This is a genomic window from Janthinobacterium sp. EB271-G4-3-2 (assembly GCF_020858035.1).
Lineage (GTDB): Bacteria > Pseudomonadota > Gammaproteobacteria > Burkholderiales > Burkholderiaceae_D > Janthinobacterium > Janthinobacterium aestuarii.
Window position 1 is genome coordinate 58,560 of sequence record NZ_JACYMG010000013.1, and the last position, 25,768, is coordinate 84,327.

A 25,768-nucleotide genomic window follows, 5' to 3' on the forward strand; every position below is an offset into this window, starting at 1 on the left:
CAAACTGCCATGTTAACCGGCCTGAACCACCTCACCCTGTCCGTGCGCGACCTGGCGCGCAGCATCGTCTTTTTCCGCGACACCCTGGGCCTGGGCCTGCATGCCCGCTGGGACAGGGGCGCGTACCTGTCGGCCGGTGATTTGTGGCTGTGCCTGTCGCTTGACGGGCAAGACACGCCTGTGCTGGCCAGCCCCGGCTACACGCATTACGCGTTTTCCATCGCGCCCGCCGACTTCGCCCCGTTTGCCGCCCGCCTGCGCGCCGCCGGCGTGCCCGAATGGCAGCAAAACCGCAGCGACGGCGATTCCCTGTATTTTCTCGATCCGGACGGCCACCGGCTGGAAGCCCATGCGGGCAGCCTGGCGCAGCGGCTGGCAGCCTGCCGGGCGGCGCCCTATGCGGGCATGCAATTGTTTGACGGCTAAGGATATGGGCGCGCACATTTGGACGAGGACAGCACAAATTCCCGAAAAGGAGTAATATTATTCCATAAAAGGAGTTCATCATGAATCTTGCCTACGCCTACCCCAAGAGCCGCTTCGAACCGGCCGTGCTCGTCGACCTGAACGCCAAAGCCGAGCGCGAGCGATTGTCGCAGGCGGCCTTGAAGGGGTTTTTCAAGCTGGCCGCCGCCTGGAAACTGCGCGACGACGATGCGCGCGAACTGCTGGGCGGCCTGTCCAGCAGCGCCTGGTACGAGTGGAAAAAGCACCCGGACCGCGTGCTGGAAGTGGACCGCATCACGCGCATTTCCTACCTGCTGGGCATCTACAAGGCCCTGCACATCCTGTACGGCGACAAGCTGGCCGACGAATGGGTCAGCCTGCCCAACAAGAATCCCGTGTTTGGCGGCCGCACGCCCCTGTCGCAGATGCTGGCCGGCGGCCTGCTGGCCATGCAGACGGTGCGCAAGCTGCTCGACGCGCGCCGCGGAGGACTGTGATCGTGCCGACCACGCCGCAAGCACAGCTGCCGCCGCTGGCCGCGCTGCGCCAGATCGACACGTGCCGTTTGATTCCATCGCGCTTCGCGGACATGGAAGACTCCGTGCTGGCGCCCTTGGCCGAGGACGACGAGCACCTGCGCGAACTGTTCGAGCTCGATAACGCGACGAATGCCCGCCTGGTGGCCGAGTACGGCGGCGCGCCAGGAATTGGCGTGGACGAACTGGTTTTTGGCGTGCCGCACTTTCGCATCATCAATGCCGCCTACACCTATGCCCGGCCGGAAGGGGCGCGTTTCAACGATGGCGAACGGGGCGCCTGGTATTGCGCCTTCGACATGAAAACGGCGCTGGCCGAGATCATTTTCCACAAGACCGTGGAATACCAGGAAATCGACTATTTCGGCGACAGCGTCAGCTACCAGTCGCTGCTGGCCGATTTTTCCGCCAGCTTCCACGACTTGCGCGGCCAGGAGCGCTATACGGCCTGCCTCGACCCGGCCAGCTACATCGCTTCGCAAGACCTGGCCGCCATCCTTCTGGAAGCGGGTTCCATGGGCATCATCTTCCCCAGCACGCGGCTGGCCGGCGGCACCAACCTGGCCTGCTTCCGCCCTGCCCTGGTCGGCAATGTTCGCAAAGGCACCGCCTATCGGTTAACATGGCGGGGTACGCCGATACCGCACGTGGAAGCCCTCCCGGGCAAATAAACCTCGCGCATCGGCACCCGACTCACCGCAACCTGATCTCACATGCAAACCAATCCTGAAAAAGACACCGAACTGCGCCTCAAAGTAAACAGCGAAACGGCCCGCCTGGCCTGGAGCGAGCTGGAAAAGCACTTCGCCCAAGGCAATGTCGTCTGGGTCGCCAACGAGCTGGACCTGGTCGAAGTGGCCGTGCGCATCTCGCACGACGACAAGGCCACCATCACGCAATGGATGGCCGACGGCAAAGTGGCCAAAGTCTCCGACCAGCAGGCGCTGGACTGGCAGGCGGCCGACGCGGCCCTGTGGGCCGTCGTCGTCAGCCCGTTCATCCTGGTGCAGCAGGAAAAACCGACGAAGCACTAAAGGCTGCGCCCGAACAGCAGGCGCAGCGCGGCAGGTTTGACAATGCGCAGCAAGCGCATTGTCAGGCCATCATCAGTGCCCTCCCCCCAGATACGCCGCGATCACCTTCGGATCGGTTTTCAGACTCTCGGCCGGCCCATGCACGGAGATGCTGCCGTTTTCCAGCACATAGCCGTAATCGGCCACGTTCAGGGCGGCGGCGGCGAATTGCTCGACCAGCAGCATGGTCACGCCTTCGCCCTTCAGGCGCGTGATGATGCGGAACACTTCTTCCACCAGAATCGGCGCCAGGCCCATCGACGGCTCGTCCAGCAGTATCACTTCCGGGTTCAGCATCACGGCGCGGGCCATCGCCAGCATCTGCTGCTCGCCGCCCGAAAGCGTGCCGGCCAGCTGCTCGCGCCGCTCCTTCAGACGGGGGAACAGCTCCAGGGCCTTGTCCAGGTCGCGCTTGATGTCGCCTTTCGGGCGCGAGCGCGTGAAGCGGGGGAACGCGCCCAGCAGCAGGTTGTCCGTCACCGACATCGAGGCGAACACCCTCCTGCCTTCCGGCGAATGGGCCAGGCCCGCGCGCGCGATCTTGTGCGAATCGAGGCCCGTGACGTCCTTGCCGCCCAGGGTGACGGTGCCGGACTTCGGTTTCAGCATGCCGGAAATGGCGCGCATGGTGGTGGTCTTGCCGGCCCCGTTCGAGCCGATCAGCGTCACCAGCTTGCCCTTCGGGACGTCGAGCGAAATACCGTGCAGGACTTCGACTTTGCCGTAGGCGGCGTGCAGATTATGAATGGTCAGCATGGTCTTCCTCTCAATGCGCCGCTGGCGCCAGGGTTTCGGCGCTGCCGCCCAGGTAGGCTTCGATCACTTTCGGGTCGCTCTGGACAAGCGCGGGTGCGCCTTCGGCGATCTTCTGGCCGAAGTCCAGCACCGTCACCACGTCCGACAGCGCCATCACCACGTCCATGTGGTGCTCGATCAGGATGATGGTGATGCCGTGCTCGCGGATCTTGCGGATGATGGCCATCAGCTCCTTGATGTCGGGCGCCGTCAAGCCGGCCGCCGGTTCATCGAGCAGCAGCAAACGCGGGTTGAGACCCAGCGCACGGCCGATTTCCAGCAGCCGCTGCTTGCCATACGGCAGATTGCGCGCCTCTTCGTTGGCCAGGTCGGCCAGGCCCACGAACTCGAGGATGCTGGCGGCCCGTTCGCGCGCGGCCGTCTCTTCGCGCTTGTAGCGCGGCGTATGCAGCATCACGTCCAGCACGTTCGACTTGAAGGTGTTGTGCAGGCCCACCAGCACGTTCTCGGTGGCCGTCATCTCGCCGAACAGCTGCACGTTCTGGAAGGTGCGCGCCACGCCGCCCAGCGCGATCTCGGATGGCGTGCGGCCGGAGATCACGGCGCCGGCAAATTCCACCTTGCCCGCCGTCGGCTTGTAGATCCCCGTCAGCACGTTCATCATCGTGCTCTTGCCCGAGCCGTTCGGTCCGATCAAGCCGTGCACGGAACCTTGCGTGACGTTCAGGTCCACCTGGTTCAGCGCTTTCAGGCCGCCGAACTGCATCAGGGCCTGGTCCACGCGCAGCAGGGTCGCGCCCTGCTGCCCGCCTTGGGCGTGGTCGAACGGCGCCACACCATGGGAAGCGACGGCTTGCACATGGCGCCGGCCCTTGCCGATAAAGCTCATCAAGAAGCCGACGATGCCGTCCTGCAGGTAGTACACGACGAACAGGGTCATCAAACCGAAGATGGTCAAACGCCAGTCGACCATGTTTTCCAGTTTGTAGGAAAACGCGGCCAGGCCGATGGTGGCCACCAGGGGCACGATCACGCCGCGCACGGTGGAGCGCTTTTTCGCCAGCATGAAGGCGGAACCGATCACGCCCAGCACGGCGGCGCCGACGGCGATCTTGCGGAACAATTCGATGTCCGACAAGAGACTGGGCAGCATGACGACGATCAGGGCGCCGATCAGCGCGCCCGAACGGGTCTTGCGTCCGCCCATGATGACGGCCAGCAGAAACAATATCGTCAGCTCGAAGTTGTAGGTATTGGGCGAAATATACTCTTCCGAATACGCATACAGGCTGCCGGCCAGGCCCGCGAAACCGGCGCTGATGACGAAGGCGTACACCTTGTAGCGGTACACGGACACGCCCATGCAATCCGAGGCGATGGGGCTGTCGCGCAAGGCTTCGAACGCGCGGCCCAGATTCGATTTCAAGATGCGGTGCACCACCACCAGCGAGATCACCAGCAGCGCGGCGACCATGTAGTAGTACTCCACTTCCGTCAATTTGTGGCCGAACAGGACGGGCTTGTGGATCTTGATGCCCATCGGCCCTTCCGTCAGGAAGCTCATTTCATTGATCAGGATTTGCACGATGGTGCCGAAAGCCAGGGTCACCATCGCCAGGTACGGTCCCGTCACGCGCAGGGCCGGCAAGGCCAGGATGGCGCCAAACACGGCCGCGCCCAGGATGCTGGCGGGGATGGCCAGCCAGAACGACACGCCCAGCTTGAACACCAGCACGCCCGTGACGTAGGAGCCGATGCCGAACAGGCCCGCGTGGCCCAGCGACACCTGTCCCGTGTAGCCGACGACGATATCGAGGCCGAACAGCAGGATGGCGTAGATCAGGATGGTCTCGGCCAGGTGGATGTAATACGGGTTCGGGATGACGATGGGGAACAGTGCGAGCGCGGCCAGTCCCGCCGCGCTCAGCGCCAGCATGGTGATTTTCTTGTTCATGTCGTCCTCAGACTTTCTTGATCGCGGCTTTGCCGAACAGGCCGGACGGCTTGACGGCCAGCACCAGCAGCAACAGCAGCAGGCCAGGCACTTCCTTGTAGCCGGTGGAGATGTAGTAGCCGGTGGTCGTTTCCGCGATGCCCAGGATCAGCCCGCCGACGATGGCGCCCACGCCCGACGTCAGGCCGCCGATGATGGCCACGGCAAACGCTTTCAAGCCCAGCGACGCGCCCATGGTGGCTCCCGTCAAGGTCAGCGGCGCCACCAGCACGCCCGCAAAGGCGGCCGTGGCCGACGACAGCGCGTAGGAAAACGTGATGACCATGCCCGTGTTGATACCCATCAGGCCGGCCGCGTCGCGGTCGTTGGCTGTCGCCACCACGGCCTTGCCGTAGATCGATTTGCGGTTGAATACTTCGACGGCCAGCATGATGGCCAGCGCGCCGACGATGACGGCCACCTGCATCTGCTGCACGTTGGCGCCAAACACCTGGAACGGCGCGGCCGACAGCGGCGACGGGAACATCAGGTCATCCTTGCCCCAGATGTTTTCCGCCACGTTCTTGAAAATGATGGCCAGCGCGATGGTCGACATGATCCAGCCGAATTCGGACTTGATCTTGATGGCGGGCCGCACGCCTATCCATTCGACGAACACACCCTGCAAGGCGCCGAAGACGATGACGATGGGGATCATCAACAGATAGCTCATGTACGGGCCGCCGTGGATGGTGCCCACCAGGGAAAGGCCCACGAGCGCGCCCAGCATCAGGGATTCGCCCTGGCCGAAATTGAGGGTGCCGGAAGTGGCAAAGGTCAGCTGGTAGCCGAAGGCGATGACGGCATAGATCATGCCCAGCGCGATGCCGCTGAAGACGAGCTGCAGGAAGATTTCCATGGTATTCCCCGGAAGACGAACGATGAAAAAATGGCCAGTCCTGATTCCTCAAGGCTGGCCACTGCGCGGCGAATGTCCGCCAGGCTTATTTCGCGAGGACGACTTTGCCGTCCTTGACTTCACCGAAGACTGTCAGCTCGGCCGTGATCGCTTCATGGTTGGTCTTGCTGAATGGTTTGTTGTAGGTGGTGACGGCGCCTTCCACTTTTTCATTCAGGTTTTCCAGCGCGGCGCGCACTTTCGGGCCGTCCGTGCCGCCCGCCTGCTTGAAGGCGGCGGCCAGCAGGTAGATGGAATCGTAGCCTTGCGCGGCCGAGACGGCCGATGGCATGCGTCCGCCCGATGGCTTGTAGGCGGCCACGTAGGCGTCGATGAAGGCCTTGCGCTTCGGCGTGCTGGCATCCTGGATGAAGGTTTGCGGCATGCGCGTGCCATTGCCGTTCTTGCCCGCGTTGTCGATGAAGTTACCCATGGCCAAGGTCCAGCTGCCGATCAGCGGCACTTTCCAGCCCAGTTTTTCCATGCCGTTGGCGATCTGCGCCAGTTCCGGGCCGATGCCGTAGGTCAGCACGACTTCCGCGCCCGCCTGCTTGGCTTTCAGCAACTGGGCCGTCATGTCGACGTCCTTGATGTTGTATTTTTCCACGACAACGGGCTTGATGCCCTTCTTGTCGAGCGCCTTTTCCAGGTCTTCGCGGCCCAGCTGGCCGTAGTTGGTGGAGTCGGCCAGGATCGCCACTTTCTTGAACTTGCGGTTCTCGATCGCCTCATGCACGATCATGCCGGACTGGATGGTGTCATTGGCCGCATTGCGGAAGATGTAGTTTTCCGGCTGGTCGGCGAATTGCTTGGTGACGATGGAACCCGTCGCCACATTGTTCATGACGGGAATTTTCGCTTCCTGATAGAAGCGCTGCGAGGCCAGGGCCACGCCCGTGTTGATGTAGCCGACGGTGGCGGCGACCTTTTCCTTGTTGATCAGCTCCTGGGCGATCTGCACGCCGCGTTCGTTCTTCGCTTCGTCATCGCGCTCGATCAGCAGCAAGGAACGGCCCAGTACGCCACCCTTGGCATTGATTTCCGCGACGGCCAGCTTGACGCCGTCGCGCATCGACACGCCCATCGGCGCGGAACCGCCGGTGAACGGACCTGACACGCCGATCTTGATGGGGTCGGCTGCGACCGCCGCCTGCGAGAAACCCAAAACCAAACTTGCCACGAGCAATTTCTGTTTCAAATTCATTGTCATCTCCTCTGTTACAACGTTTTTAATGCCACTTATTTTTATTGTCGTACGCTGGATAACCGCCCCATCGATAAATCATTGTAGGTGAGTAAACATGCCCCAGCAACAACTACATATGACGCGTCGCAACATGCAGAAAAGCGCCAATTGCTGGCCCGATGTCAGCCTTTTGTAAGGAAAATATGACGCAAATTGGCGCACCTCGCGCCATCGGGCAACACTGCTGTGGCAAAACGCGACAGGCAAAAGGCGAGCTCGGCGATTCATCAGGACGCTGATCTGGCGCAATACTGGCACTGTCCAGCATGCTAACGTCGCCCTTGCCAGCGCGTACGCGCAGGTCCGATCAGCCACTCCCACCGCATGGAGGCGATATGCAGCGCCCTTCGAACTCGTCCATTTCTCCCCTGCTACTTGGCGCCATCGCCAGCCTGCTGCTGGGCGGCTGCGCCACCAACCTGGCGCCCGTGCGCACGTTTGCCGAACAGACGCAAAGGATGTCGCTCCATTTCGAACCCATGCTGGCGGGCGGCGTCCACAGCTGCATGGACAAAGCCATGCGCAAGCGCCTGATCCTGGCCGAGCGTTTCGATGCGCAAGCGAGCGAACAGGCGGCGCGCGCCGATTGCGCCGCGATCGCGCAAGCCAGCGCCTCGATCGCCAGCCTGAACGACCTCCTGCTGCGCTATGCCGGTACCCTGGCGGCGCTGGCCGATGACAAGCTGCCTGTCTACAAGGAAGAGTTTGCCGGACTCGGCGATGCCCTGGGCGGCCTGGCGCAGCCGGGTGGCGGCGCGCCCCTGCTCGATGCGGGCAAGCTGTCGAAAGTCGTCAAATTGAGCGAACACCTGAGCCGCCTCGCCACGCAGCGCCTGCAGAAATCCGCCTTGCGCGAATTGCTCGACGAGCAGGAAGCCGTCGACATCGTCAGCAATGCGCTCAAGGAGTATGCGCAGCGCAGCTACCGCGCCGGCTTGCAGGATGAGTTGCGCGACCTGGACCTGCTGCGTGGCGCCGTCGACAAGGCCGCGCCGCGCGAGCCGCTGGCCGCCAACTACATCCGCACCCGCTTGCACCTGGAAGGCCGGCAATTGCAGGAAAGGGAAAAGATCGTCGCCGCGTACGTTGCCGCCGTCGACGCGCTGCAAGCGAGCGTGGCCGCGCTGCGCGCCAATCTCGACCGCCTGCAGGCGCCCGAACTGGAACAGCAGCTGGCGCAGTTTTCACGCCAGGTCGAGACGCTGCAAAAACAGGCTGTTTTCTATGGCCCCGCCCGCTGGTAAGCGGCGCACACACAGGAGTATCCCATGGCCCAACTGACCGAACTGACAAAAGACCAAAGCTACGCCATCGCCGACAGTCTGGCGCAGGCATCGAGTCTGGTGCTGGAATTGCGCATCCGCGAACGCGAGGCGCTGGCGCCGGACGAGCGCGCGCTGCTGGAGCAATATGAAGACCACCTGGACCAGATGGTGTCCCTGTTTCGCGCGTATGGCATTTATCTGACGGCCGAAGGCGCGGAACAGGCGCGCGGCGATATCGAGGGCGCCATCGCCAAGGGCAAGCTGCAGCTCAAGCGCATCGCCGACGTGAAAGCCGCCATCGGTGCGGCGGCCAGGCTGGTCGACCTGGGCGCAGCCATCCTGTCGCGCGACCCGTACGCCATCGGCGAGGCGGCAGCCAGCCTGCGGGCCAAGCCGAAGAAGGACGCGCCGGCCGGACAGACTGTCTGAGTCCGCCGGCCTGTGCGGCAGTTACTCTATGCTAAGTACGCCCTGGTCCGAACTCAGATACGTCGCTGCCCCCTCTGCCGCCTCGGCCAGGCTCCAGGCGTAGCCGCCGGCCGCCGGCGCGGACGTCAACGCATAATGCACGCCCGGTTTCAGTCCTGTCGCCAGGATGGCGCCGCTGGCCAGGGGAGAAACCCAGTCCAGGCGGGCAGCGGGAGCCACTTCGCGGTTGAACAAGGTGTGCAACTGCCCACCCAGCAGCAGCGCCTCCGTGTTGGCCGCCGCTGACAGGCGCGTCGCGCTCGGCGCGGCGGCTGGCCCCGTGCCGCCATCATTGTCGGCAACGGCCAGCACGTGCAGGAAGTACTCGGGCGCGTTCAGCGCAGGCGCCACGGGAGCCGCCACTTCCAGGCGCCAGGCACCGACATCGCTGGTCAGGGATTGCTGCGTGCTGACCAGCGGCGTCTGATTGCGCCACAGGTAACTGCCATCGGCCTGGCGCCGGCGCACGGTGAAACGGCAATCGGCGCCATTAGCGGCAACCTCGCCCGTGCCGAGATTGGTCTGCGCGCAGCCGCTCCCGCCCTCCTGCCCGCCCCCCACCTTGCGCACGCTGGCATCGAGCGGCAGGATCGTCTGCGCCGTCAGCATGCCGCCGCCATTGCGGATGGTGACGATGCGCTCCTGGCCTGCGCTGTAACCGAACTGATACTGGCCATTGCCCAGCGCCGTCGTCCCTGGCGCGCCGGAGACGGGATCATTTGCCGTGTGCAGCAGGAAGGTGGCCGGCAAGGCCTGCTTGCTGCGCACGCTGTCAAAGACGACCGTGACCGGCTTGCCCCAGAACGATGGCGAGCGCAGGAACAGCACATTGCGCACAAAACCGTTGGCCATATCAAGCTTGCTCGAGGCATAGGCCTTGCTTGCGTTGCCGCTGGTGTAGGTGTACTGCGGCGTATTTTCGTAGCGGACGATGCCGTCGAGCGCATTCGGTCCCGCAGGGCTGATTTCCTCTATCGTCGGGTAGCCCTGTCTCGGCGCATAGAACCATTGGCCGCCGTCATTGCTGAATTCCCTGTCACCTCGCGTAAAACGCTCGTTCTTGTCGAATATCAGCAGCGTATTATGGGCAATGCTGCGCGTGTAGTAATTCCACCAGTGGCTGCTGCCATATTCTTCATACAAGCCGGTGTCGAGCAGCAGCGGAGCCTTGTAATTGAGCGAGAAACTGTTCTGGTCGAAGTGCTGGTGATTTTCCGCGATAAAGGACGTCGATTTGAATTCCAGCAAAGTGGCATTCGCATAGTCCCAGGTATCGCGCATCAGCACCTGGCCCGACGTCCTGAAATGGCGCGACAATTCCAGCGATTCCAGCGGCGCCGCAGGCAGTGCAACGGGCCACAACAGCCGCTCCAGTATCAAGGCATCGTGCGAGCTGCGCGACGCCACGACATGTTCGCGATAAAACTTCCCGGCCACGCCATCGGCCGTATCCGTGACCGCGCCAAGCGCCAGCTGTCCTATTAACGTGCTGCCGAGCGGTGTCGTGAAATTATCGCCGCTGGCGGGAAAGCTGCCGTCATGGCGCAAGCCGTAGATATACGGATAAATCAGCCTGGCTTGCCAGTCGGCCTGCAGCAACGGGGCCGTCCCCGTATTTTCCAGCGCGCTGCGCCACAGGAGCAGGCGCTCGGGGATGCTCGATACGCCATAGGCAAAGCCCATATGGTGGCCGCCATCGGCTGAAATAAGGGCGCGCGCCGCAAGAAAGCCTTTTTCGTAGTGCGCATATGACGTTTCGATCATCGGCAACACTTCAGGATGCTCGTCAGCGATGGCCAGCAAGCCAACGGTGACATTATTGACGGCGCTAAACGGGTGCCCGCTGATATAGAAATTGGCGATGGAAGGCTTCGATTCACTGCGGTCCCACTGTTCATACACGGGCTTTTTCTTGCAATCAAAACTGGTACTGGTGATATACAGCTGCTGATAGCCGCACATCGAGACAAACAGATTCTCGTGCCCCTTGCCCGTATCGGCGGCGATCGTTTCCTTGATTTTCTGCGCCATCAGGTCGCGGTAGCTGCCAAAGCCCACGGCATCGGGAACGGCGCGGGTGCCCGTCTCGGCAAACAGCCAGTCGTACAGGATGCCCATCGCGCCCACCCGCCCGCCCATCGACCACTCGCCGCCGGCAACGGGGGCCGTCACCAGCAGCTTGTCGAGGTAATTCAGGGCGCCATCCAGATACTTCGCATTGCCTGTCAGGCGGTACGCCATGGCCAGCATCTGCGCAGTTTCATAAATCGTGCCGCGGCTACCGGTGGCCACGTTGCACAGCTCCGGCCCGCCGCCGGAAGGGGGAAGCAGCGGGCAAGCCTGAAGCGTGGCCACCCGACCATTGACACGCTCCAGGAAGCCGTACCAGGCCTTGTTGAGCGAAGCATCCATCGCAGGGGCCTGCCACAATTGCTGGCCACCGGCATCGAGCAAGCGGAAATTGCGCATGGTTTCATTGCGCCGCATGCCTATCCTGCTTGTCTGCCCATCCGCCTGCCATTCCATTGGCGGCGTGGCACCCGTGCCATCGACCGTTCTCCAGCCAGTGGACACGACAACACCATTGACTTTCAAATCAATTTTATGGGTCTGGCTATTCCATGACAATTGGATGGTCGACCAGACATCGGCTTTTAAATCGATCCTGGCGACAGACAGATACTGGGCCAGTCCATTGACCTGGAAGCCGACCTGGAAACCGATGCTTTCCCCGACCGCACCGGCCGGGCTATCGTAGGAATCAACGTGGCGAATGAAAAAGCCATTGCGGCTCGGGTTGAATTCGCCAAAAATCGCCTGGTTGCCGCTATCGAGTGGATCCTTGCGCCTGGCGAACAGCTCCAGGCTGATGCTGCCGCCTGCGGCGGGAAATGCGGCAGGCAGAGTCGGCAACTGCGGTTTCAGCACATCGAAACTGGCCTGATTGACGAATAGCCGCGGATGGCCCTGCTTGATGGGCGCGGGCAATTGCGCCATCGCGGAAGTGGCAAGCAGGCAAAAAGCACCCAGCATGGCATGCGCCATTTTCCTGGGCAAGGACGGCAAAACGCTTCGGCGCTGCTTGAACATTGTTTTCTGTTGGCGAATCATTTGACTTTGCACTCGGGCTCCCGGAATCATCCAGTTAATAAAAAAACCATATGGCAAATAGTGCCACATAATTTTATAAAAAAGCCAATAAGTACCGTCAAATGACAAACACGGATAGCCGGCGGCGCTCTCAGGGCTCGCCAGCCCGGTGCCCCATCGCGTGCGTGGCCATCTTCAAGTACAGGAACGATTGCTCCTCGTTGTGCGCATAACCCATCTGCCCTTCGGCCAGGGCCGCGGATTTCTGCTGCAGCGCTTCCGGGTATTCGAGGTCGCAGGCGGCGTCGAGCCAGTAACGCGCCCTGGCTTCGTCGCTATCGAGCAGCATGTTCGCCACGATGAACATGGCCGGCGCCACGCCGCGCTGCGCCGCCAGTTCCAGCCAGCGCAGCGCGGCGGCGCCGTCTTGCGGGCCGCCCATGCCGTTCTTGTGCATCAGGCCCAGGTAGTATGCGGCAGGACCGCTGCCCTGCCCCGCAGCCTGTTCAAAAAGGGCGCGCGCCTGCGGCTGGGCCGCTTCTCCTGCGCGCATCAGAACCTTGGCCCGGGCCGTGACGTCCGGCCCTGCCGATGCCAGCGGCGTTCCGGCCAAGGCGATGGCAAACAACCATAGCTTCATTTCGACAGATCCACCTGGTACAGCGCAAAGCCCTTGCCCGCGCCGTCGTCAGCCTTCAGCTGCGCGACGTTGTCGATGCCGGCCGCTTGCGCCAGGTCGATCACGTTCGGCGCCGAATGGAAGACCACCGGGCCTTTCGTGGCCACCCTGGCGAAGCGCCAGCTGCGCGCCGAACCGTTTTTCGCGCGTGTCAGGTTTTTCTGCTGCGTGACGTAGGCGATCAGCAGTTCGCGGTTGTTGTCGGGCGAGGCCACCACCGTCTTGCTGCCGTCGAGGCCAGGGAAGTTGCCACCGCCGCTGGCGCGGTAGTTATTCGTCGCGATCAAAAATTCCTGGCTGGAATCCACCGGCTTGCCCTTGTAGCTCAGCACCTTGATGCGCTGGCCGGGCTTTTGCGTAACGTCGATCTGGTAGCGCACGTCGGCGCTCGTGATCGCGTCGAAGTTGTAGCTCGGGTGGGCCGTGTTGACCAGTTCCTGCGGCTCCAGCTTGTGCGGATCGATGGTATTGAAGCGCCGCGCCGACTGTTCCAGCCAGGCTTTCAGGTCCGCGCCATTCATCTTCACGCCGTACAGCGCGTTCGGATACAAGTACAGGTCGGCCGCGTTATTGAGCGCCACATTGCCCGCCTTGACGTCCGTGTAGTCGGACACGCCGGCCGAGCCGCTCTTGAACGGCGACGACATCGACAGCACGGGCAAGTGCGCGTACTGCGGCAGGTTCGCCTTCACATACGCGGCCAGATAGCCCGCCTGCGCCTGGTTCACCACCTCGATGGCGCTCACGTCGCCCACGTCGGCGAAATACGTCGACATGCGGAAGTCCGTCGCGCCCACGGGCGTCTGCACGTAGGCAATCGTCGCCGCATGTTCCTCGGCCACCAATGTGGCGATGGCAGGATCGGGCTGGACGTAACTCTTGTCCGCGTTCTGGATGCCGCGCGCTTCCACCGTCGTGGCGCTCTTGTCAACCACCCACCGCTTGCCGTCGTGGAGCAGGCGCAGGCCGATCACGCCCAGGTGCTTGCCCCACAGATTGGCCATCACGGTGGGCACGCCGTTCACCAGGCCACGGGCCTTGTCGACGCCGGGCAAATTAAACTGCGGCACCGTGCTGGCCGCGTTCGGGAACAGCTGATGCGAATGGCCGATCAGCATGGCGTCCACGCCCGGCACTTGCGACAGGTAGTAATTACCGTTTTCCATGGTCGGCGAATACGGGCTGTCATCGAGGCCGCCGTGCGAGATCGCCACCACCAGTTCGGCGCCCTTGGCGCGCATCTCGGGGATGAATTTTTCCGCCGTCTCGCGCACGCCCTGCGTGTAGACGCGGCCTTCGAGCCAGCGCTTGTCCCAGGCCATGATGGTGGGCGGCGCGAAACTGATGATGCCGACCTTCACGCTGCTCGTCACGGGATTGCCATCGGGGCCGGTGGCCGTGATTTGCTTGTCGATGATGTGGTATGGCGCAAACAGGGGTTTACCCGTCTTGACGCTGTAGACGTTGGCCAGCACTTGCGGGAACGTGGGGCCGGCGCAGCGCGGTTTGCTGGCGTCGACACTGTCGACGTCGAAGCGGTTGCCCGTCACCTGGCTCAGGAACGCCAGGCCGTAGTTGAATTCATGGTTGCCGATGCCGCCGCCGTCCACCTTCAGCAGATTCATGGCCTTGTAGATGGCCAGGGTCTGGTCGCAGGCCAGCGGTTTGACGAGGGCCTGGTAGTCGGCCAGGGCCGTGCCCTGGATGGTGTCGCCGTTGTCGAGCAAAAGGTTGTTCGGGAACTGCGCGCGCGCCTGGGCGATCAGGGCCGCCGTGCGTTCCAGGCCGATCGACGGCTCCGCCTGCAGCTTGTAGTAATCATAACTGAGCACATTCGCGTGCAAGTCCGTCGTCTCGAGCAGGGCCAGGGTGGCGCTGCTGCCGGCCGGCGCGGCCGATGGCTGGACCGGGCCGGTGGCGGTGGGCGGCAAGGCGCCGCAGCCGGCCAGCAGCAACGGTAACAGGGCGAGACGGGGAAGTTGAAGCATGATGTATTCCTGTGGAAAGACAATATCGCCAGCATCATACGCAGCACGGCAGCCCCTATCAAGGCAAAAATATTGTCGCAAATACAGCGAAATGATGATTTTATTGCCCTGTCCGGCATCGATTCGGCGCCCTCGGCATCAGAAACGCGCCGCGCTCGCGTATAATTCAGGGTTTGATTTCACCATAGAAGACCAGAACATTATGGAAGCCGAACGCATCAATATCATCTCCGCCCTGCTCAACGACCTGACGGTCCGCGAAGCCGAACTTCGGAGGTATCTTTGACTTCACTGTCAAGTCGGAGAAACTAGAGCAAGTCAACGAAGAACTGGAAGATCCAACCGTCTGGAACGATCCCAAGCGCGCCCAGGACCTCGGTAAAGAGAAGAAGGCGCTGGAAGCCATCGTATTCACCCTGGCCAAGGCCGATGCCGACCTGCGCGACACCCGCGACCTGTTCGACATGGCCCGCGAAGAAGGCGACGACGACACGCTCGAAGCGATCGAGCAGGACGTGCAGGAAATCCGTAAGGTCATCGAAAGCATGGAATTCCGCCGGATGTTCAACAATCCGATGGACCCGAACAACTGCTTCATCGACATCCAGGCCGGCGCCGGCGGCACGGAAGCCCAGGACTGGGCTTCGATGCTGCTGCGCCAGTACCTGCGCTATTGCGAACGCAAGGGCTTCAAGGTCGAAATCCTCGAGCAGTCCGACGGCGAGGTCGCCGGCATCAAGACGGCCACCCTGAAGGTCGAGGGCGATCACGCCTACGGCTTCCTGCGCACGGAAACGGGCGTGCACCGCCTGGTGCGCAAGTCGCCATTCGACTCGGCCAACGGCCGCCACACCTCGTTTACGTCGCTGTTCGTGTATCCGGAAGTCGACGATTCGATCGAGATCGACGTCAACCCGGCCGACATCCGCGTCGATACCTACCGCGCGTCGGGCGCCGGCGGTCAGCACATCAACAAAACCGACTCCGCCGTCCGCATGACCCACGCGCCAACCGGCATCGTGGTGCAGTGCCAGAACGACCGTTCGCAGCACCGCAACCGCGCCGAAGCGATGGAAATGCTGAAAGCGAAGCTGTACGAGCATGAACTGCGCAAGCGCATGAGCGAACAGCAAAAGCTGGAAGACTCGAAGACGGACGTGGGCTGGGGTCACCAGATCCGCTCCTACGTGCTGGACCAGTCCCGCATCAAGGACTTGCGCACCGGTTTCGAGACGGGCAATACCAAGGGCGTGCTCGATGGCGACATCGACGACTTCATCTCCGCTTCGCTCAAGCAAGGCGTATAAGGATGAATACGTCCGCTCCAGCGCAGCGCGCCTTCCTGTTCGACATGGATGGCACGATCGTCGACAACATGGCCTTCCACACGACGTCGTGGCTGGCGTTCTTTGAACGCCACGGCCATGCGCTGGACGCGGATGCCTTTTTCCGCGACACGGCGGGACGGCAGGGACATGAAATCATCGCCAAGTACCTGGGCGAGGATGCCGACCACGTCACCCTGCTGGCTGAAAAGGAAGTCGTCTACCGCGAACTGTATGGCCCGCACCTGGCCACGGTGCTTGGCTTCGACCGGCTGATCGCCAGCGCGCGCCAGCATGGCGTGGGGCTGGTGGTGGGCACGGCCGCGCCAGACGAGAATATCGCGTTCACGCTCGACGGCCTGGACCTGCGCCACCGCTTCGACGCCATCGTCGGCGCCGCCGACGTGGAACGGGGCAAGCCGCACCCGGACGTTTTCCTGAAAGGCGCGCTGCTGGCCGGCGCGCTGCCGCACAACTGCATCGTCTTTGAAGACGCGCCCCTGGGCGTGGAAGCGGCGCGCCGTGCCGGCATGCGCGTCGTGGCACTCACCACCACCCTGCCGGCCGAGGCATTTGCCGCCTTCGACAACGTCATTGCCATCGTGCCGGATTTCTCCTCGCTCGACGTCGACGCACTGTTTGCCAGCGTGGCGCCAGCGCTGGCACCACATCATCAATAATCACCAACGAAGAACACCATGACTACGGATATCCAAGAACAAGCCGCCGCACCCGATGAAAACAAGATCATCGCCGAGCGCCGCGTCAAGCTGGCCGCACTGCGCGAACAAGGCGTCGCCTTCCCGAATGATTTCCGCCCCGAGCACAAGGCGGCCGATCTGCACGCGCAATACGGCGGCAAGACGCGCGAAGAGCTGGAAGCCGAACCTGTCACCGTGGTGCTGGCAGGCCGCATGATGCTCAAGCGCGAAGCGGGCAAGAAAGCCGCTTTCGCCACCCTGCAAGACGCTTCCGGCCCGAAGGCCGACGGCCGCATCCAGATCTACGCCACCTTGGACCTGACCGGCGAAGCGGCCATGGCCGCCCTGCACCACTATGACCTGGGCGATATCCTGGGCGTGCAAGGCACCTTGTTCAAGACCAAGACGGACGAACTGACCATCAAGGTCACGGAACTGCGTCTGATCACCAAATCGCTGCGCCCGCTGCCGGACAAATTCCACGGCCTGGCCGACCAGGAAACGAAGTACCGCCAGCGCTACGTCGACCTGATCATGAACGAAGAGACGCGCCGCACCTTCAAGGCGCGTACCGCCGCCATCTCGTCGATCCGCCGCTTCATGGAAAAGAACGAGTTCATGGAAGTGGAAACGCCGATGCTGCACACGATCCCTGGCGGCGCGGCGGCCAAGCCGTTCATCACGCACCACAATGCGCTGGACATGCAGATGTTCCTGCGCATCGCGCCCGAGCTGTACCTGAAGCGCCTGGTCGTGGGCGGCTTCGACCGCGTGTTCGAGATCAACCGCAACTTCCGCAACGAAGGCGTGTCGATCCGTCACAACCCTGAATTCACGATGATGGAATTCTACGCGGCCTACACCGACTACAAATGGCTGATGGATTTCACGGAAGCCGTCATCCGCCAGGCCGCCATCGACGCGCACGGCACCGCCACCCTGACCTACGGCGGCCGCGAGCTGGACCTGGCAAAACCGTTCCACCGCCTGACCATCGTCGAAGCGATCAACAAGTACGCGCCGGGCTACACGCCGGAGCAGTTGAACGATGCGGACTTCATCAAGGAAGAGCTGAAGAAATTCGGCGTCAAGCCGTTCGCCACGGCCGGCCTGGGCGCGCTGCAACTGGCGCTGTTCGAAGAGACGGCGGAAGCGCAGCTGTGGGAACCGACCTACATCATCGACTATCCCGTAGAAGTGTCGCCACTGGCGCGCGCTTCCGACACGGTGGCCGGCATCACCGAACGTTTTGAATTGTTCATGGTGGGCCGCGAGATCGCCAACGGCTTCTCCGAGTTGAACGACGCGGAAGACCAGTCGGCCCGCTTCCTGGCGCAAGTCGCCGCCAAGGACGCCGGCGATGAAGAGGCGATGTTCTACGACGCCGACTACATCCGCGCGCTCGAGTACGGCATGCCGCCAGCCGGCGGCTGCGGCATCGGCATCGACCGCCTGATGATGATCATCACGGATTCGCCGAACATCCGCGACGTCCTGCTGTTCCCTCACCTGCGCCGCGAAGAATAATCACGGACGCAAGCCGATAAAAAGCCGCCTGATTTTGCGATCAGGCGGCTTTTTTACGTCCGAGGCCGTCAGCCGGCCACGGTCACGCGCTGGTGGCTGCGGCTGGCCTGCTGCGCCGCCAGCGCCGTGGCCAGCGCGCGCATGCCGTCGTCACCGGTGGCGGCCGGCTGCCCTTCGCCGCGCATGGCGCGCTGGAAGGCACGCACCGAGCGCACGTACAGGTTTTCATGCTCGACGGGGATGTCGATGCTGCCGCCGTCGCGCGTCAGGCTGATGCTGCCGACGGGGCGCTGCGTCATCACGCCGGTGGCGAAGATGGTGCCCTTCGTGCCGATGATTTCCACGCCGGACAGCGAATGCGGCGCGTTGAACGCGTCGTGCACCTGCACCAAGGCGCCGTTGTCGAACTCGATGACGGCCATCAGGCCCTCTTCCAGCCCGGCCACCGTCATGCCGCCGCTGGTGGCGCAGGCGGTGACGTGGCGCGGCTCCGAGTCCAGCAGAAAGCGCAGGGTATCGACATCGTGCACGAACATGTCGAGCGTGACGCCGCCCGACTCCGGCGCATCCAGGCGCCAGCCGCGCAGGTGCTGCGGCAGGTTGTTCGCGTGCAGCACGCGGCCATACAGGGGCTGGCCGATCTCGCCGGCGCGTATCAGCTCGCGCACCTTGCCGTGGCTGGCCGCGTTGCGCAGGTGGTGGTTAATCCCCAGCACCACGCCCGCTTCGGCGCAGCCGTCGACCATGCGGCGGGCGTCGTCCAGGTTCAGCGCCAGCGGCTTTTCGCACAGCACGTGCTTGCCGGCGCGCGCCGCCTGCAAGGTCTGCGCCATGTGCAACTCATTGGTGGTGCTGATGTACACGGCATCCGTTCCCGGATGCGCGAGCGCCGCATCGAGGTCCGTGTAGCTGGCGGCGATGCCGAACTTCCCGGCAAAAGCGGCGCCGCGCGCGGCATCGCGGCTGACCACGGCCAGCACCTCGGCGTCGCCCTGCTGGCGGATCGCGTCGACCATCCATTCGCGCGCCACGGTGCTCGCGCCGACCAAAATCCATCCGGTTTTCTTCATTCGATTCTCCCGTTAAAAAGTGTGGCGCAGGCCGAGGTTCCAGGCCTGGTTGCCGGTACCGTTGTCGGTGGCGTTGCCCACCACGTAGGCGGCGCCGTTGCGGTTGTCGATATGCGCGTAGGCCGCGTACAAGGTACTGCGCTTCGACAGCGCGTAGGTGTAGCCGATGCCGATCTGGGAAGCGTCGCCGTTGGCGGCACGCCGGTCGTCGCGCCGCACGTACGAGAACAGGACTCTGTGCGGCCCGACAGGCACGGTGGCGCCCAGCATCAGGTCCGCGCTGTCGACCGTGGTGGCGGCGCCCGCCGTGCTCTTGCTGACGGCAACGGCGCCATGCGCCTTGACGACGCCGAAGTCCCAGGTGGCGCCCAGCACCGTGTTGCGCGCCCTGCCCGCCACCAGCGCGCTTGACAGGGTATTGGCGTCCTGGTGCGCCATGCGCACGTACAGCGGCCCGCTGGCATAGGTGGCCGCCGCACCCATGTAGCGCCTGGCCGAGGCATCGCCCGGCACTTCGCCGAAGCCGTATGCCAGTTCGCCGGAAAGGCCGCCGCGCACGGGCGAGCTGTAGGTGAGGCTGTTGTCGACGCGGCTGATGTAGCCGGCCGTGAAGACATTGCTGATCCTGCCCGCAAAACCCAGGTAAAACGGGTCCAGCGCTCCCAGGCTGCTATCGATGAACGTGTACTGGCGACCCAGCCGCAAGGTGCCCGCCGCGCCGGCCAGGCCGACGAAGGCCTGGCGTCCGAACAGCAGGCCGCCCTGGGCCGATGCGCCCGTGTCGGCCAGGATGCCCGCATCAAACGTAAATATCGCCGTCGTGCCGCCGCCCAGGTCTTCGCTGCCCTTGAAACCGAGCCGCGAGCCGTTGGCGATGCCGCTCGTCAGCTTGAGCACCCGGCCCCCGGGGCCGCCGTTCTCGGACACCACGCCCAGGTCCGCGATGCCGTACATGGCCACGTTCGACTGCGCCGAGCACAGGCCGCCGCAGGCCCCGGCACCGATGATCATTGCCCTTGCTACCTTGTTCTTCATGTCTTTCCCTGTCTGTCTTTTTATCGATACTGTTCTTAGCCGACCAGGTGGCGCGGACGCTCGCCGCGCAAGCCGGCCAGCAGGTTGTCCACGGCCTGCTGCGCCATGGCGTAGCGCGTTTCGTGCGTGGCAGAGCCGATGTGCGGCAGCGCCACCACGTTGGCCATGTGCGGCAGCGGATTGTCCGGCGCCAGCGGTTCGCGCTCGAACACGTCGAGACCGGCGCCGTGGATGGCGCCCTGCCGCAGCGCCTCGATCAGCGCCGCCTCGTCGACGATGCGACCGCGCGAACCGTTGATGAAGATGGCGCCGGGGCGCATCAGCGCGAACTCGCGCCGGCCCATCATGCCTTCCGTCTGCGCCGTCAGCGGCAGCACCACGCAGACGAAATCGGAGCCGGCCAGCAGCTCGTCGAGCGCCACCTGGCGCGCGCCCAGCGCCGCCTCCACTTCGGGCACCGCTTCGCCGTTCACGTACAGCACCTGCATGCCGAAGCCCAGCGCGGCGCGGCGGGCGACGGCGCGGCCGATGCGGCCCATGCCCAGCATGCCGATGGTCTTGCCGTGCACGTTGACGCCGTACTGGCTGTCGCCCACGCTGCGCGTCCAGCGTCCGGCCTTGACGAATTCAGCCAGTTCGACGACGCGCCGCGCGCTGGCGAGGATCAGCGCGAAGATCGTGTCGGCCGTCGTTTCCGTCAGCACGTCCGGCGTATTGGCCAGCAGGATGCCCCGTTCGCGCAGGTAGTCGACGTCGAACTGGTCGACGCCAACGGAAATGGTGGAAATGATGCGCAGATCAAAGGCCGGGTCCAGCAGTTCGCGGTCCAGGCGCACGCTGGCGCCCAGCAAGCCATGCGCGCCGCGGATGGCGGCGGCGAACGCGGCGCGGTTGTCCGCATCGATCGCCTCGAAGTACGTCACGTCGCATTCGGCGCGCAAGCGCGCCAGCAGCGGCTCGGCCAGCTTTTTATACACAACCACATGTTTTTTCACGAGTGTTTCCCCTGTACGGTTCAAGATGGGACCAGCGCGTCGAGCTGGGCCCGGGTCGGCAAGCCTTCCATGTCGCCGGCCACCTGGATGGCGAAGGCGCCGACCCGGTTGCCGCGCCCTACCGCCTGCGCCAGCGGCAAGCCTTCCAGCAAGGCGCTGACCAGGCCGGCCGCGAAGCCGTCGCCGGCGCCCACCGTGTCGACCACGTTGACCACGCGCTCGCCCGGCACCATGCCGCTGTCGCCGTCGGCCGTGCGGTAATAGGCGCCCTCGGCGCCCAGCTTGATGACCACCAGGCGCGCGCCCTGCCGCAGATAAAAGCCGGCGACGTCGTGCGGCAAATCGTGGCCGGTGAGGATTTTTCCCTCGCCCAGGCCGGGCAGCACCCAGTCCGCCTTGGCGGCGAGGCGGTTGATCTGTTCGACCATGACGGCTTGCGACGGCCACAGCGAGGGCCGCAGGTTCGGGTCGAACGACACGGTGCGGCCGTTGGCGCGCATGAAATCGAGCGCCTGGCCGGCGAACGCCAGGCTGGTCTCGGACAGCGCCGCGGCCACGCCCGTGGCGTGCAAGTGGCGCGCGGACAGGAAATAGGCGGGGTCGAAGTGTTCGGGCGCCAGCCGGCTGGCGGCGGAACCCTTGCGGAAGTATTCGACCAGCGGATCGGCGCCGTTCTCGGCCTTCTCCTTGAGCAGGAAACCGCTGGACTGGCCGGCGACGGCGACGACGCGGCTGCAATCAACGCCCTCGGCCTGCACGCTGGCGCGGATGAAGCGGCCGAACGAGTCGTCGCCCACGCGGCTCAGCCAGCCGACTTTCAAACCCAGGCGCGCCAGGCCGATGGCGACATTCGTCTCGGCGCCGGCCAGGCGGCGCGTAAAGTGCGCCACGGTCGCCAGGTCGCCCATTTGCTCGGCAACGAACATCGCCATCGCCTCGCCGTAAGTAACAACGTCAAGCTTCATCATGCAGCCTCCAGAATTTGAATGTAGCGGCCCGTTTCGGCCACCAGGTCGGCGCCTTCGAGCGGGAATTCGATGGCCCGCTGCACGCCCGGCGCAAAGTGCGCGAAGACGGCGCGCCAGGCCGGATCGGCCTCGGAGACGGCGCAGGCGGACAAGCGGCCCCCGTCGTCAAAAACCGCCTTGCAATGCACATAGCGCACGTACGGCGCCAGCAGGCGCGCCGCCTGCTGCGCATCCTCGCCCACCCAGCGCCAGTTGCCGATATCGAAGGTCAGCCCCACGGGCAGCCCGATGTCGCGCGCCGCCGCCAGGAAGCGCGCGATCGTCGCCAGCTTGCCGCCGTGGGCCGTCTGGTCGTTTTCCACCAGCAGCGCCACGGGCGCGCCCGCCAGCTGGGCTTTCAATACTTGCAGGTCCGGCGCGGCCGGGTAATGGCCCAGCGACACCTTCAGGTAGCGCGCCCCCAGGCGCGCCGCCTCGTCCAGCATCTGTTGCAGCAGTTCGTGCCGCAGCAGCCCGTCCGCGTCCCATAATTCGATGGGCGTGGAATACACCGAGTACAGGCCGCGCGCGGCCACCGCCGCGCCCATGCGCGCCAGGTCCGGCAAGTCGGACGTGAACAGTTCGCGGCGGATCTCGATGCCGGCGCCGCCCGCATCGGCCACCACGTCGATGAAATGGCTTTGCCCCAGCTGCCTTACCCTGCTTGCGCCGTAGGCCGACGCCGCCACCAGGACGGGGCTCACTTGATCGCTCCCGCGCCGACGAACTGGCGCGCTTCGGGCGTTTGCGGATTGCTGAAAAACGCTTCCGACGGTCCGCTTTCCCACACCAATCCCTGGTGCATGAAGACGGTGACGTCGGCCATGCGCCGCGCGAACTCCATCTCGTGCGTCACCAAGAGCATCGTCATGCCGGCCTGCGCCAGCTCTTCCATCACTTTCAGCACTTCCTGCGTCAGTTCCGGGTCGAGCGCCGACGTCACTTCGTCGAACAGCATCACTTGCGGCTCCATCGCCAGCGACCGGGCGATCGCCACGCGCTGCTGCTGGCCGCCCGACAGCTGCTCGGGATAGGCTTCGCGCTTGTGGTCCAGGCCCACCTGCTTGAGCACGCGCAGCGCCGTGGCGCGGCCCTGGGCATCGGGTACTTTCTTGACGATGCGCGGCGCCAGCATGACGTTTTCTTCCACGGTCAGATGCGGGAACAGGTTGTAGCTCTGGAAGACCATGCCGACGTCCTTGCGCAAGTCGAGCAGGTGTTCCTGGCGCGCCGTCAGCGTATGGCCGGCCACGACGATGCTGCCGCTGTCGATGGTTTCCAGGCCGTTGATACAGCGCAGCATGGTGCTCTTGCCGGAGCCGCTGCGGCCGATCACGGCGATCACCTGCCCCCGCTCGACGGCGAACGACACGCCCTTGAGCACGTGGTTGGCGCCGAAGCTCTTGCTGATATTGTCGATTTCAACGATGGGCATGGAATTTCCTTTCCAGTGAATGGCTGTAGCGCGACAGCGGATAGCACATCGCGAAGTAGATCAGGGCGACGATGGGGAAGACGATGAACGGCAGGAAGGTCGCATTGCTGACCAGTTGCCCTGCCCGCGTCAGTTCCACCACGCCGATGATCGAGGTGATCGAAGTGTTCTTGATGATCTGCACCATGAAGCCCACGGTCGGCGGCAGCGAATGGCGCAGCGCCTGCGGCAGGATGACGTAGCGCAGCTGCTGGTAGCGGTTCAGCGCCAGCGCGGCCGACGCTTCCCACTGCTGCCGCTGCACGCCTTCGATGCAGCCGCGCCAGATCTCGCCCAGGTAGGCGCTGGCAAAGATCGTCATCGCCGCGCCGGCCGCGATGACCGGCGACAGCTTGTAGCCGAACAGGGCCAGGCCGTAATAGGTCAAAAACAGCACGATCAGCACGGGCGTGCCCTGGATCAGCTGGATATACAGGGCGCTGATGAAACGCAGGAACGGGCTGCGCGCCGTGCGCAGCAGCGCCACCGCGAAGCCGGCGATGCCGCCCGTGATGAAGACGATCAGCGACAGGCCGATGGTCCAGCGCGTGGCCTCGAGCAGGAATTGCAGGTTATCCCAGGAAAAGTCACTGATCATGTCATGCTCCCATGCGCACCGCGCCCAGACGGCGGCGGCGTTTGAAGACGATCTGGCCCAGTACCCAGAAACTGAAGCGGAACAGCAGGGCCAGCACGATGTACAGCACCATCACGACGATGTAGATCTCGAAGCTGCGGAAGGTTTCGGAGTCAAGTAAATGGGCGGCGGCAGTCAGCTCTTCGGCGGAAATGGCCGACACGACGCTCGAAGCGAGCATCATCAAGGTGAACTGGCTGGCCAGCGCCGGATACACTTTTTCCAGCGCCGGCAGCAATACCACGTGGCGCATTACCTGCCAGCGCGTCATGCCCAGCGCCTGCGCCGCTTCCAGCTGCGACGGATGCACGGCGCCGATGCCGGCCCGCACGATCTCGGCCGCGTAGGCGCCCAGGTTGACCGTCATGGCGACGAGCGCGGCGCCGTTCGCGTCGAGCTGCAAGCCCAGCGACGGCAAGCCGAAGTAGATGATGAACAGCTGCACCAGGAACGGCGTGCTGCGGATGATCTCGACATAGGCGCGCACCACCGCGCGGGCATAGGCGGGACCGTTCTTCAGGATGACGGCGGCGCACACGCCCACCGCCAGCCCCAGCACCATGGACAGGGCGCTCAGGCGTATCGTCAGCGCCGCGCCCCACAACAGGCGGTCCAGCGATTGCATGACGAGTTCGAAATGAAATTCATACGGCATACTCAACTCCTTTCTACGTGCGCGTCCCCGGCCGCGCCACCGTGGCGGCGCGCCGTGCGGACGAGCACTATCGCTGTGCGGGTGGCGGTATCAGAAAGTCGGCAGCGCCGGCAGCGGCGCGCCGCTCCACTTGCGCGCGATGGCGTCGAGTTCGCCGTTCAGCTTGACGTAGTAGATGAAGTTGTTGAGCCACTGGTGCAGCTCGAAGTCGCCGCGGCGCACGGCCATCGAGTTCGGCTGCAGCGAGTAGGAGAAGCGGACCTCGATCTTGCCGGCGCCGCGCGTCTTGATGATGTCGAGCGCCATCGTGCTGGGGATCGAGACGGCGTCGACCTGCTTGCTGAGCAAGGCCTGGGTGACGGTGGCGTCATCCTCGAAACGCACGATGCTGGTGCCGGCCGGCGCCATGCGGCTCAGCGCCGTGTCATTCGTGGTGCCGCGCGTCACGCCCACCTTCTTGCCCTTCAAGTCGGCCAGGGCCTTGAATTTGCCGCCGACCGGCGCGACGATGGCCAGCTCGAAGGCGCTGTAGGGCATGGTGAACATCAAGGTCTTGGCCCGTTCCGGCGTGGGCGCCAGGGTCGCCACGAGAAAATCGACCTTGCCCGCTTCCAGCGACGGCACGCGCGACGGCGCCGTCAACGGGACGATTTCCACGGGCAGGTTCAGGTATTTGCCGATCAGGTTGGCGACATCGACGTCATAGCCGACGGGCACGCCCTTGGCGTCGATGCTGCCAAACGGCGGCGTGCCGCTGACCACGCCGATGGTCAGCTTGCCCTTCTTGATCAAGTCGCCAAGCGTCTGGGCGCCGGCGTCGGCCGCCGCACCGAGGGCGCACGTTGCCGCGAGCGCGCAGGCCACGAATTTCGCGTAAAACAGTGTAGTCATCTTCATGCTCAG

Annotated in this window: 26 protein-coding genes; 10 read left to right on the forward strand and 16 right to left on the reverse strand. The window is 64.0% G+C overall.

The features are described from left to right. Positions 1–9 precede the first annotated feature (9 nt). The 4 genes from fos (at position 10) to IGS55_RS23145 (ending at position 2,017) form a co-directional block, all read left to right on the forward strand. Positions 10–426 (forward strand): fosfomycin resistance glutathione transferase, encoded by a 417-nt coding sequence (fos, locus tag IGS55_RS23130; protein ID WP_230517856.1) that lies wholly within the window; start codon positions 10–12, stop codon positions 424–426. 80 nt (positions 427–506) lie between these two features. Continuing rightward, the gene (locus tag IGS55_RS23135; RefSeq protein ID WP_070254193.1) at positions 507–944 is read left to right on the forward strand and encodes an MbcA/ParS/Xre antitoxin family protein; all 438 of its coding nucleotides are present in this window, start codon (positions 507–509) and stop codon (positions 942–944) included. Then, positions 941–1,654, forward strand: a complete 714-nt coding sequence (locus IGS55_RS23140) for an RES family NAD+ phosphorylase (protein WP_230517855.1) — start codon at positions 941–943, stop codon at positions 1,652–1,654. Before IGS55_RS23135 ends, IGS55_RS23140 begins: the two co-directional genes overlap by 4 nt. A gap of 42 nt (positions 1,655–1,696) precedes the next feature. Next, positions 1,697–2,017 (forward strand): DUF2288 domain-containing protein, encoded by a 321-nt coding sequence (locus IGS55_RS23145; RefSeq protein ID WP_070304968.1) that lies wholly within the window; start codon positions 1,697–1,699, stop codon positions 2,015–2,017. Positions 2,018–2,089: 72 nt separating this feature from the next. On the opposite strand, the gene IGS55_RS23150 is transcribed toward IGS55_RS23145, so the two are convergent. From IGS55_RS23150 to IGS55_RS23165, 4 genes are all read right to left on the reverse strand, one after another. Then, positions 2,090–2,812: an ABC transporter ATP-binding protein gene (locus IGS55_RS23150; RefSeq protein ID WP_230517854.1), complete on the reverse strand. Its 723-nt coding sequence runs from the start codon at positions 2,810–2,812 to the stop codon at positions 2,090–2,092. 10 nt (positions 2,813–2,822) lie between these two features. Beyond that, a complete protein-coding gene (locus IGS55_RS23155; protein WP_230517853.1) occupies positions 2,823–4,766 on the reverse strand; it encodes a branched-chain amino acid ABC transporter ATP-binding protein/permease in 1,944 nt (647 codons plus the stop codon). 7 nt (positions 4,767–4,773) lie between these two features. Next, positions 4,774–5,664: a branched-chain amino acid ABC transporter permease gene (locus tag IGS55_RS23160; protein WP_010398938.1), complete on the reverse strand. Its 891-nt coding sequence runs from the start codon at positions 5,662–5,664 to the stop codon at positions 4,774–4,776. Positions 5,665–5,749: 85 nt separating this feature from the next. Then, complete coding sequence (locus IGS55_RS23165) at positions 5,750–6,907, reverse strand: ABC transporter substrate-binding protein (RefSeq protein WP_152251978.1); 1,158 nt, start codon at positions 6,905–6,907, stop codon at positions 5,750–5,752. A gap of 377 nt (positions 6,908–7,284) precedes the next feature. On the opposite strand from IGS55_RS23165, the gene IGS55_RS23170 reads away from it, so the two are divergent. Both IGS55_RS23170 and IGS55_RS23175 read left to right on the forward strand, forming a co-directional pair. Further along, entirely contained in the window at positions 7,285–8,193 is a 909-nt protein-coding gene (locus IGS55_RS23170; protein ID WP_230517852.1) for a hypothetical protein, read from the forward strand. A 24-nt stretch (positions 8,194–8,217) separates the two neighbouring features. Further along, on the forward strand, positions 8,218–8,643 hold the full coding sequence (locus IGS55_RS23175) for a hypothetical protein (protein ID WP_230517850.1): 426 nt from the start codon (positions 8,218–8,220) through the stop codon (positions 8,641–8,643). 21 nt (positions 8,644–8,664) lie between these two features. Here IGS55_RS23175 and IGS55_RS23180 read toward each other — a convergent pair whose 3' ends face one another. The 3 genes from IGS55_RS23180 to IGS55_RS23190 form a co-directional block, all read right to left on the reverse strand. Continuing rightward, entirely contained in the window at positions 8,665–11,715 is a 3,051-nt protein-coding gene (locus tag IGS55_RS23180) for a heparinase II/III domain-containing protein (protein ID WP_230517849.1), read from the reverse strand. Positions 11,716–11,923: 208 nt separating this feature from the next. Further along, entirely contained in the window at positions 11,924–12,412 is a 489-nt protein-coding gene (locus IGS55_RS23185) for a tetratricopeptide repeat protein (RefSeq protein WP_230517847.1), read from the reverse strand. Further along, positions 12,409–14,439, reverse strand: coding sequence for a bifunctional 2',3'-cyclic-nucleotide 2'-phosphodiesterase/3'-nucleotidase (locus IGS55_RS23190; RefSeq protein WP_230517846.1), 2,031 nt, complete (start codon positions 14,437–14,439; stop codon positions 12,409–12,411). The genes IGS55_RS23185 and IGS55_RS23190 overlap by 4 nt, the downstream gene beginning before the upstream one ends. 91 nt (positions 14,440–14,530) lie before the next feature. Between IGS55_RS23190 and IGS55_RS23195 the strand changes: the two genes are divergently transcribed. The 4 genes from IGS55_RS23195 (at position 14,531) to lysS (ending at position 17,992) form a co-directional block, all read left to right on the forward strand. Further along, a complete protein-coding gene (locus IGS55_RS23195; protein ID WP_230517917.1) occupies positions 14,531–14,725 on the forward strand; it encodes a hypothetical protein in 195 nt (64 codons plus the stop codon). Then, a protein-coding gene (prfB, locus tag IGS55_RS23200; RefSeq protein ID WP_115057524.1) for a peptide chain release factor 2 occupies positions 14,642–15,746 on the forward strand; the annotation gives its coding sequence in 2 pieces (ribosomal slippage) (positions 14,642–14,722 and positions 14,724–15,746; 1,104 coding nt in all). Before IGS55_RS23195 ends, prfB begins: the two co-directional genes overlap by 84 nt. A gap of 2 nt (positions 15,747–15,748) precedes the next feature. After that, positions 15,749–16,444: an HAD family hydrolase gene (locus IGS55_RS23205; RefSeq protein ID WP_230517845.1), complete on the forward strand. Its 696-nt coding sequence runs from the start codon at positions 15,749–15,751 to the stop codon at positions 16,442–16,444. Positions 16,445–16,462: 18 nt separating this feature from the next. Further along, entirely contained in the window at positions 16,463–17,992 is a 1,530-nt protein-coding gene (gene lysS / locus IGS55_RS23210; RefSeq protein ID WP_046682996.1) for a lysine--tRNA ligase, read from the forward strand. Between the two features lie 68 nt (positions 17,993–18,060). Here lysS and IGS55_RS23215 read toward each other — a convergent pair whose 3' ends face one another. The 9 genes from IGS55_RS23215 to IGS55_RS23255 all read right to left on the reverse strand — a co-directional run bounded on the left by IGS55_RS23215 (position 18,061) and on the right by IGS55_RS23255 (position 25,762). Further along, positions 18,061–19,062 (reverse strand): Gfo/Idh/MocA family protein, encoded by a 1,002-nt coding sequence (locus tag IGS55_RS23215; RefSeq protein WP_230517843.1) that lies wholly within the window; start codon positions 19,060–19,062, stop codon positions 18,061–18,063. 12 nt (positions 19,063–19,074) lie between these two features. Further along, positions 19,075–20,097: a porin gene (locus IGS55_RS23220; protein ID WP_230517842.1), complete on the reverse strand. Its 1,023-nt coding sequence runs from the start codon at positions 20,095–20,097 to the stop codon at positions 19,075–19,077. Positions 20,098–20,132: 35 nt separating this feature from the next. Further along, a complete protein-coding gene (locus tag IGS55_RS23225; protein ID WP_230517841.1) occupies positions 20,133–21,092 on the reverse strand; it encodes a 2-hydroxyacid dehydrogenase in 960 nt (319 codons plus the stop codon). Between the two features lie 20 nt (positions 21,093–21,112). Then, positions 21,113–22,060 carry a sugar kinase gene (locus IGS55_RS23230; RefSeq protein ID WP_329958149.1) on the reverse strand — a complete coding sequence of 316 codons (948 nt, stop codon included), beginning with the start codon at positions 22,058–22,060 and terminating at the stop codon, positions 21,113–21,115. Further along, on the reverse strand, positions 22,057–22,803 hold the full coding sequence (locus IGS55_RS23235) for a sugar phosphate isomerase/epimerase family protein (RefSeq protein WP_230517839.1): 747 nt from the start codon (positions 22,801–22,803) through the stop codon (positions 22,057–22,059). Before IGS55_RS23235 ends, IGS55_RS23230 begins: the two co-directional genes overlap by 4 nt. Then, a complete protein-coding gene (locus IGS55_RS23240; RefSeq protein ID WP_034755389.1) occupies positions 22,800–23,534 on the reverse strand; it encodes an amino acid ABC transporter ATP-binding protein in 735 nt (244 codons plus the stop codon). The genes IGS55_RS23235 and IGS55_RS23240 overlap by 4 nt, the downstream gene beginning before the upstream one ends. After that, positions 23,521–24,171, reverse strand: a complete 651-nt coding sequence (locus IGS55_RS23245; RefSeq protein WP_230517838.1) for an amino acid ABC transporter permease — start codon at positions 24,169–24,171, stop codon at positions 23,521–23,523. Before IGS55_RS23245 ends, IGS55_RS23240 begins: the two co-directional genes overlap by 14 nt. 1 nt (position 24,172) lies before the next feature. Next, positions 24,173–24,865 (reverse strand): amino acid ABC transporter permease, encoded by a 693-nt coding sequence (locus IGS55_RS23250; RefSeq protein ID WP_128142858.1) that lies wholly within the window; start codon positions 24,863–24,865, stop codon positions 24,173–24,175. A gap of 90 nt (positions 24,866–24,955) precedes the next feature. Further along, a complete protein-coding gene (locus IGS55_RS23255; protein ID WP_230517837.1) occupies positions 24,956–25,762 on the reverse strand; it encodes a transporter substrate-binding domain-containing protein in 807 nt (268 codons plus the stop codon). Positions 25,763–25,768: the final 6 nt, after the last annotated feature.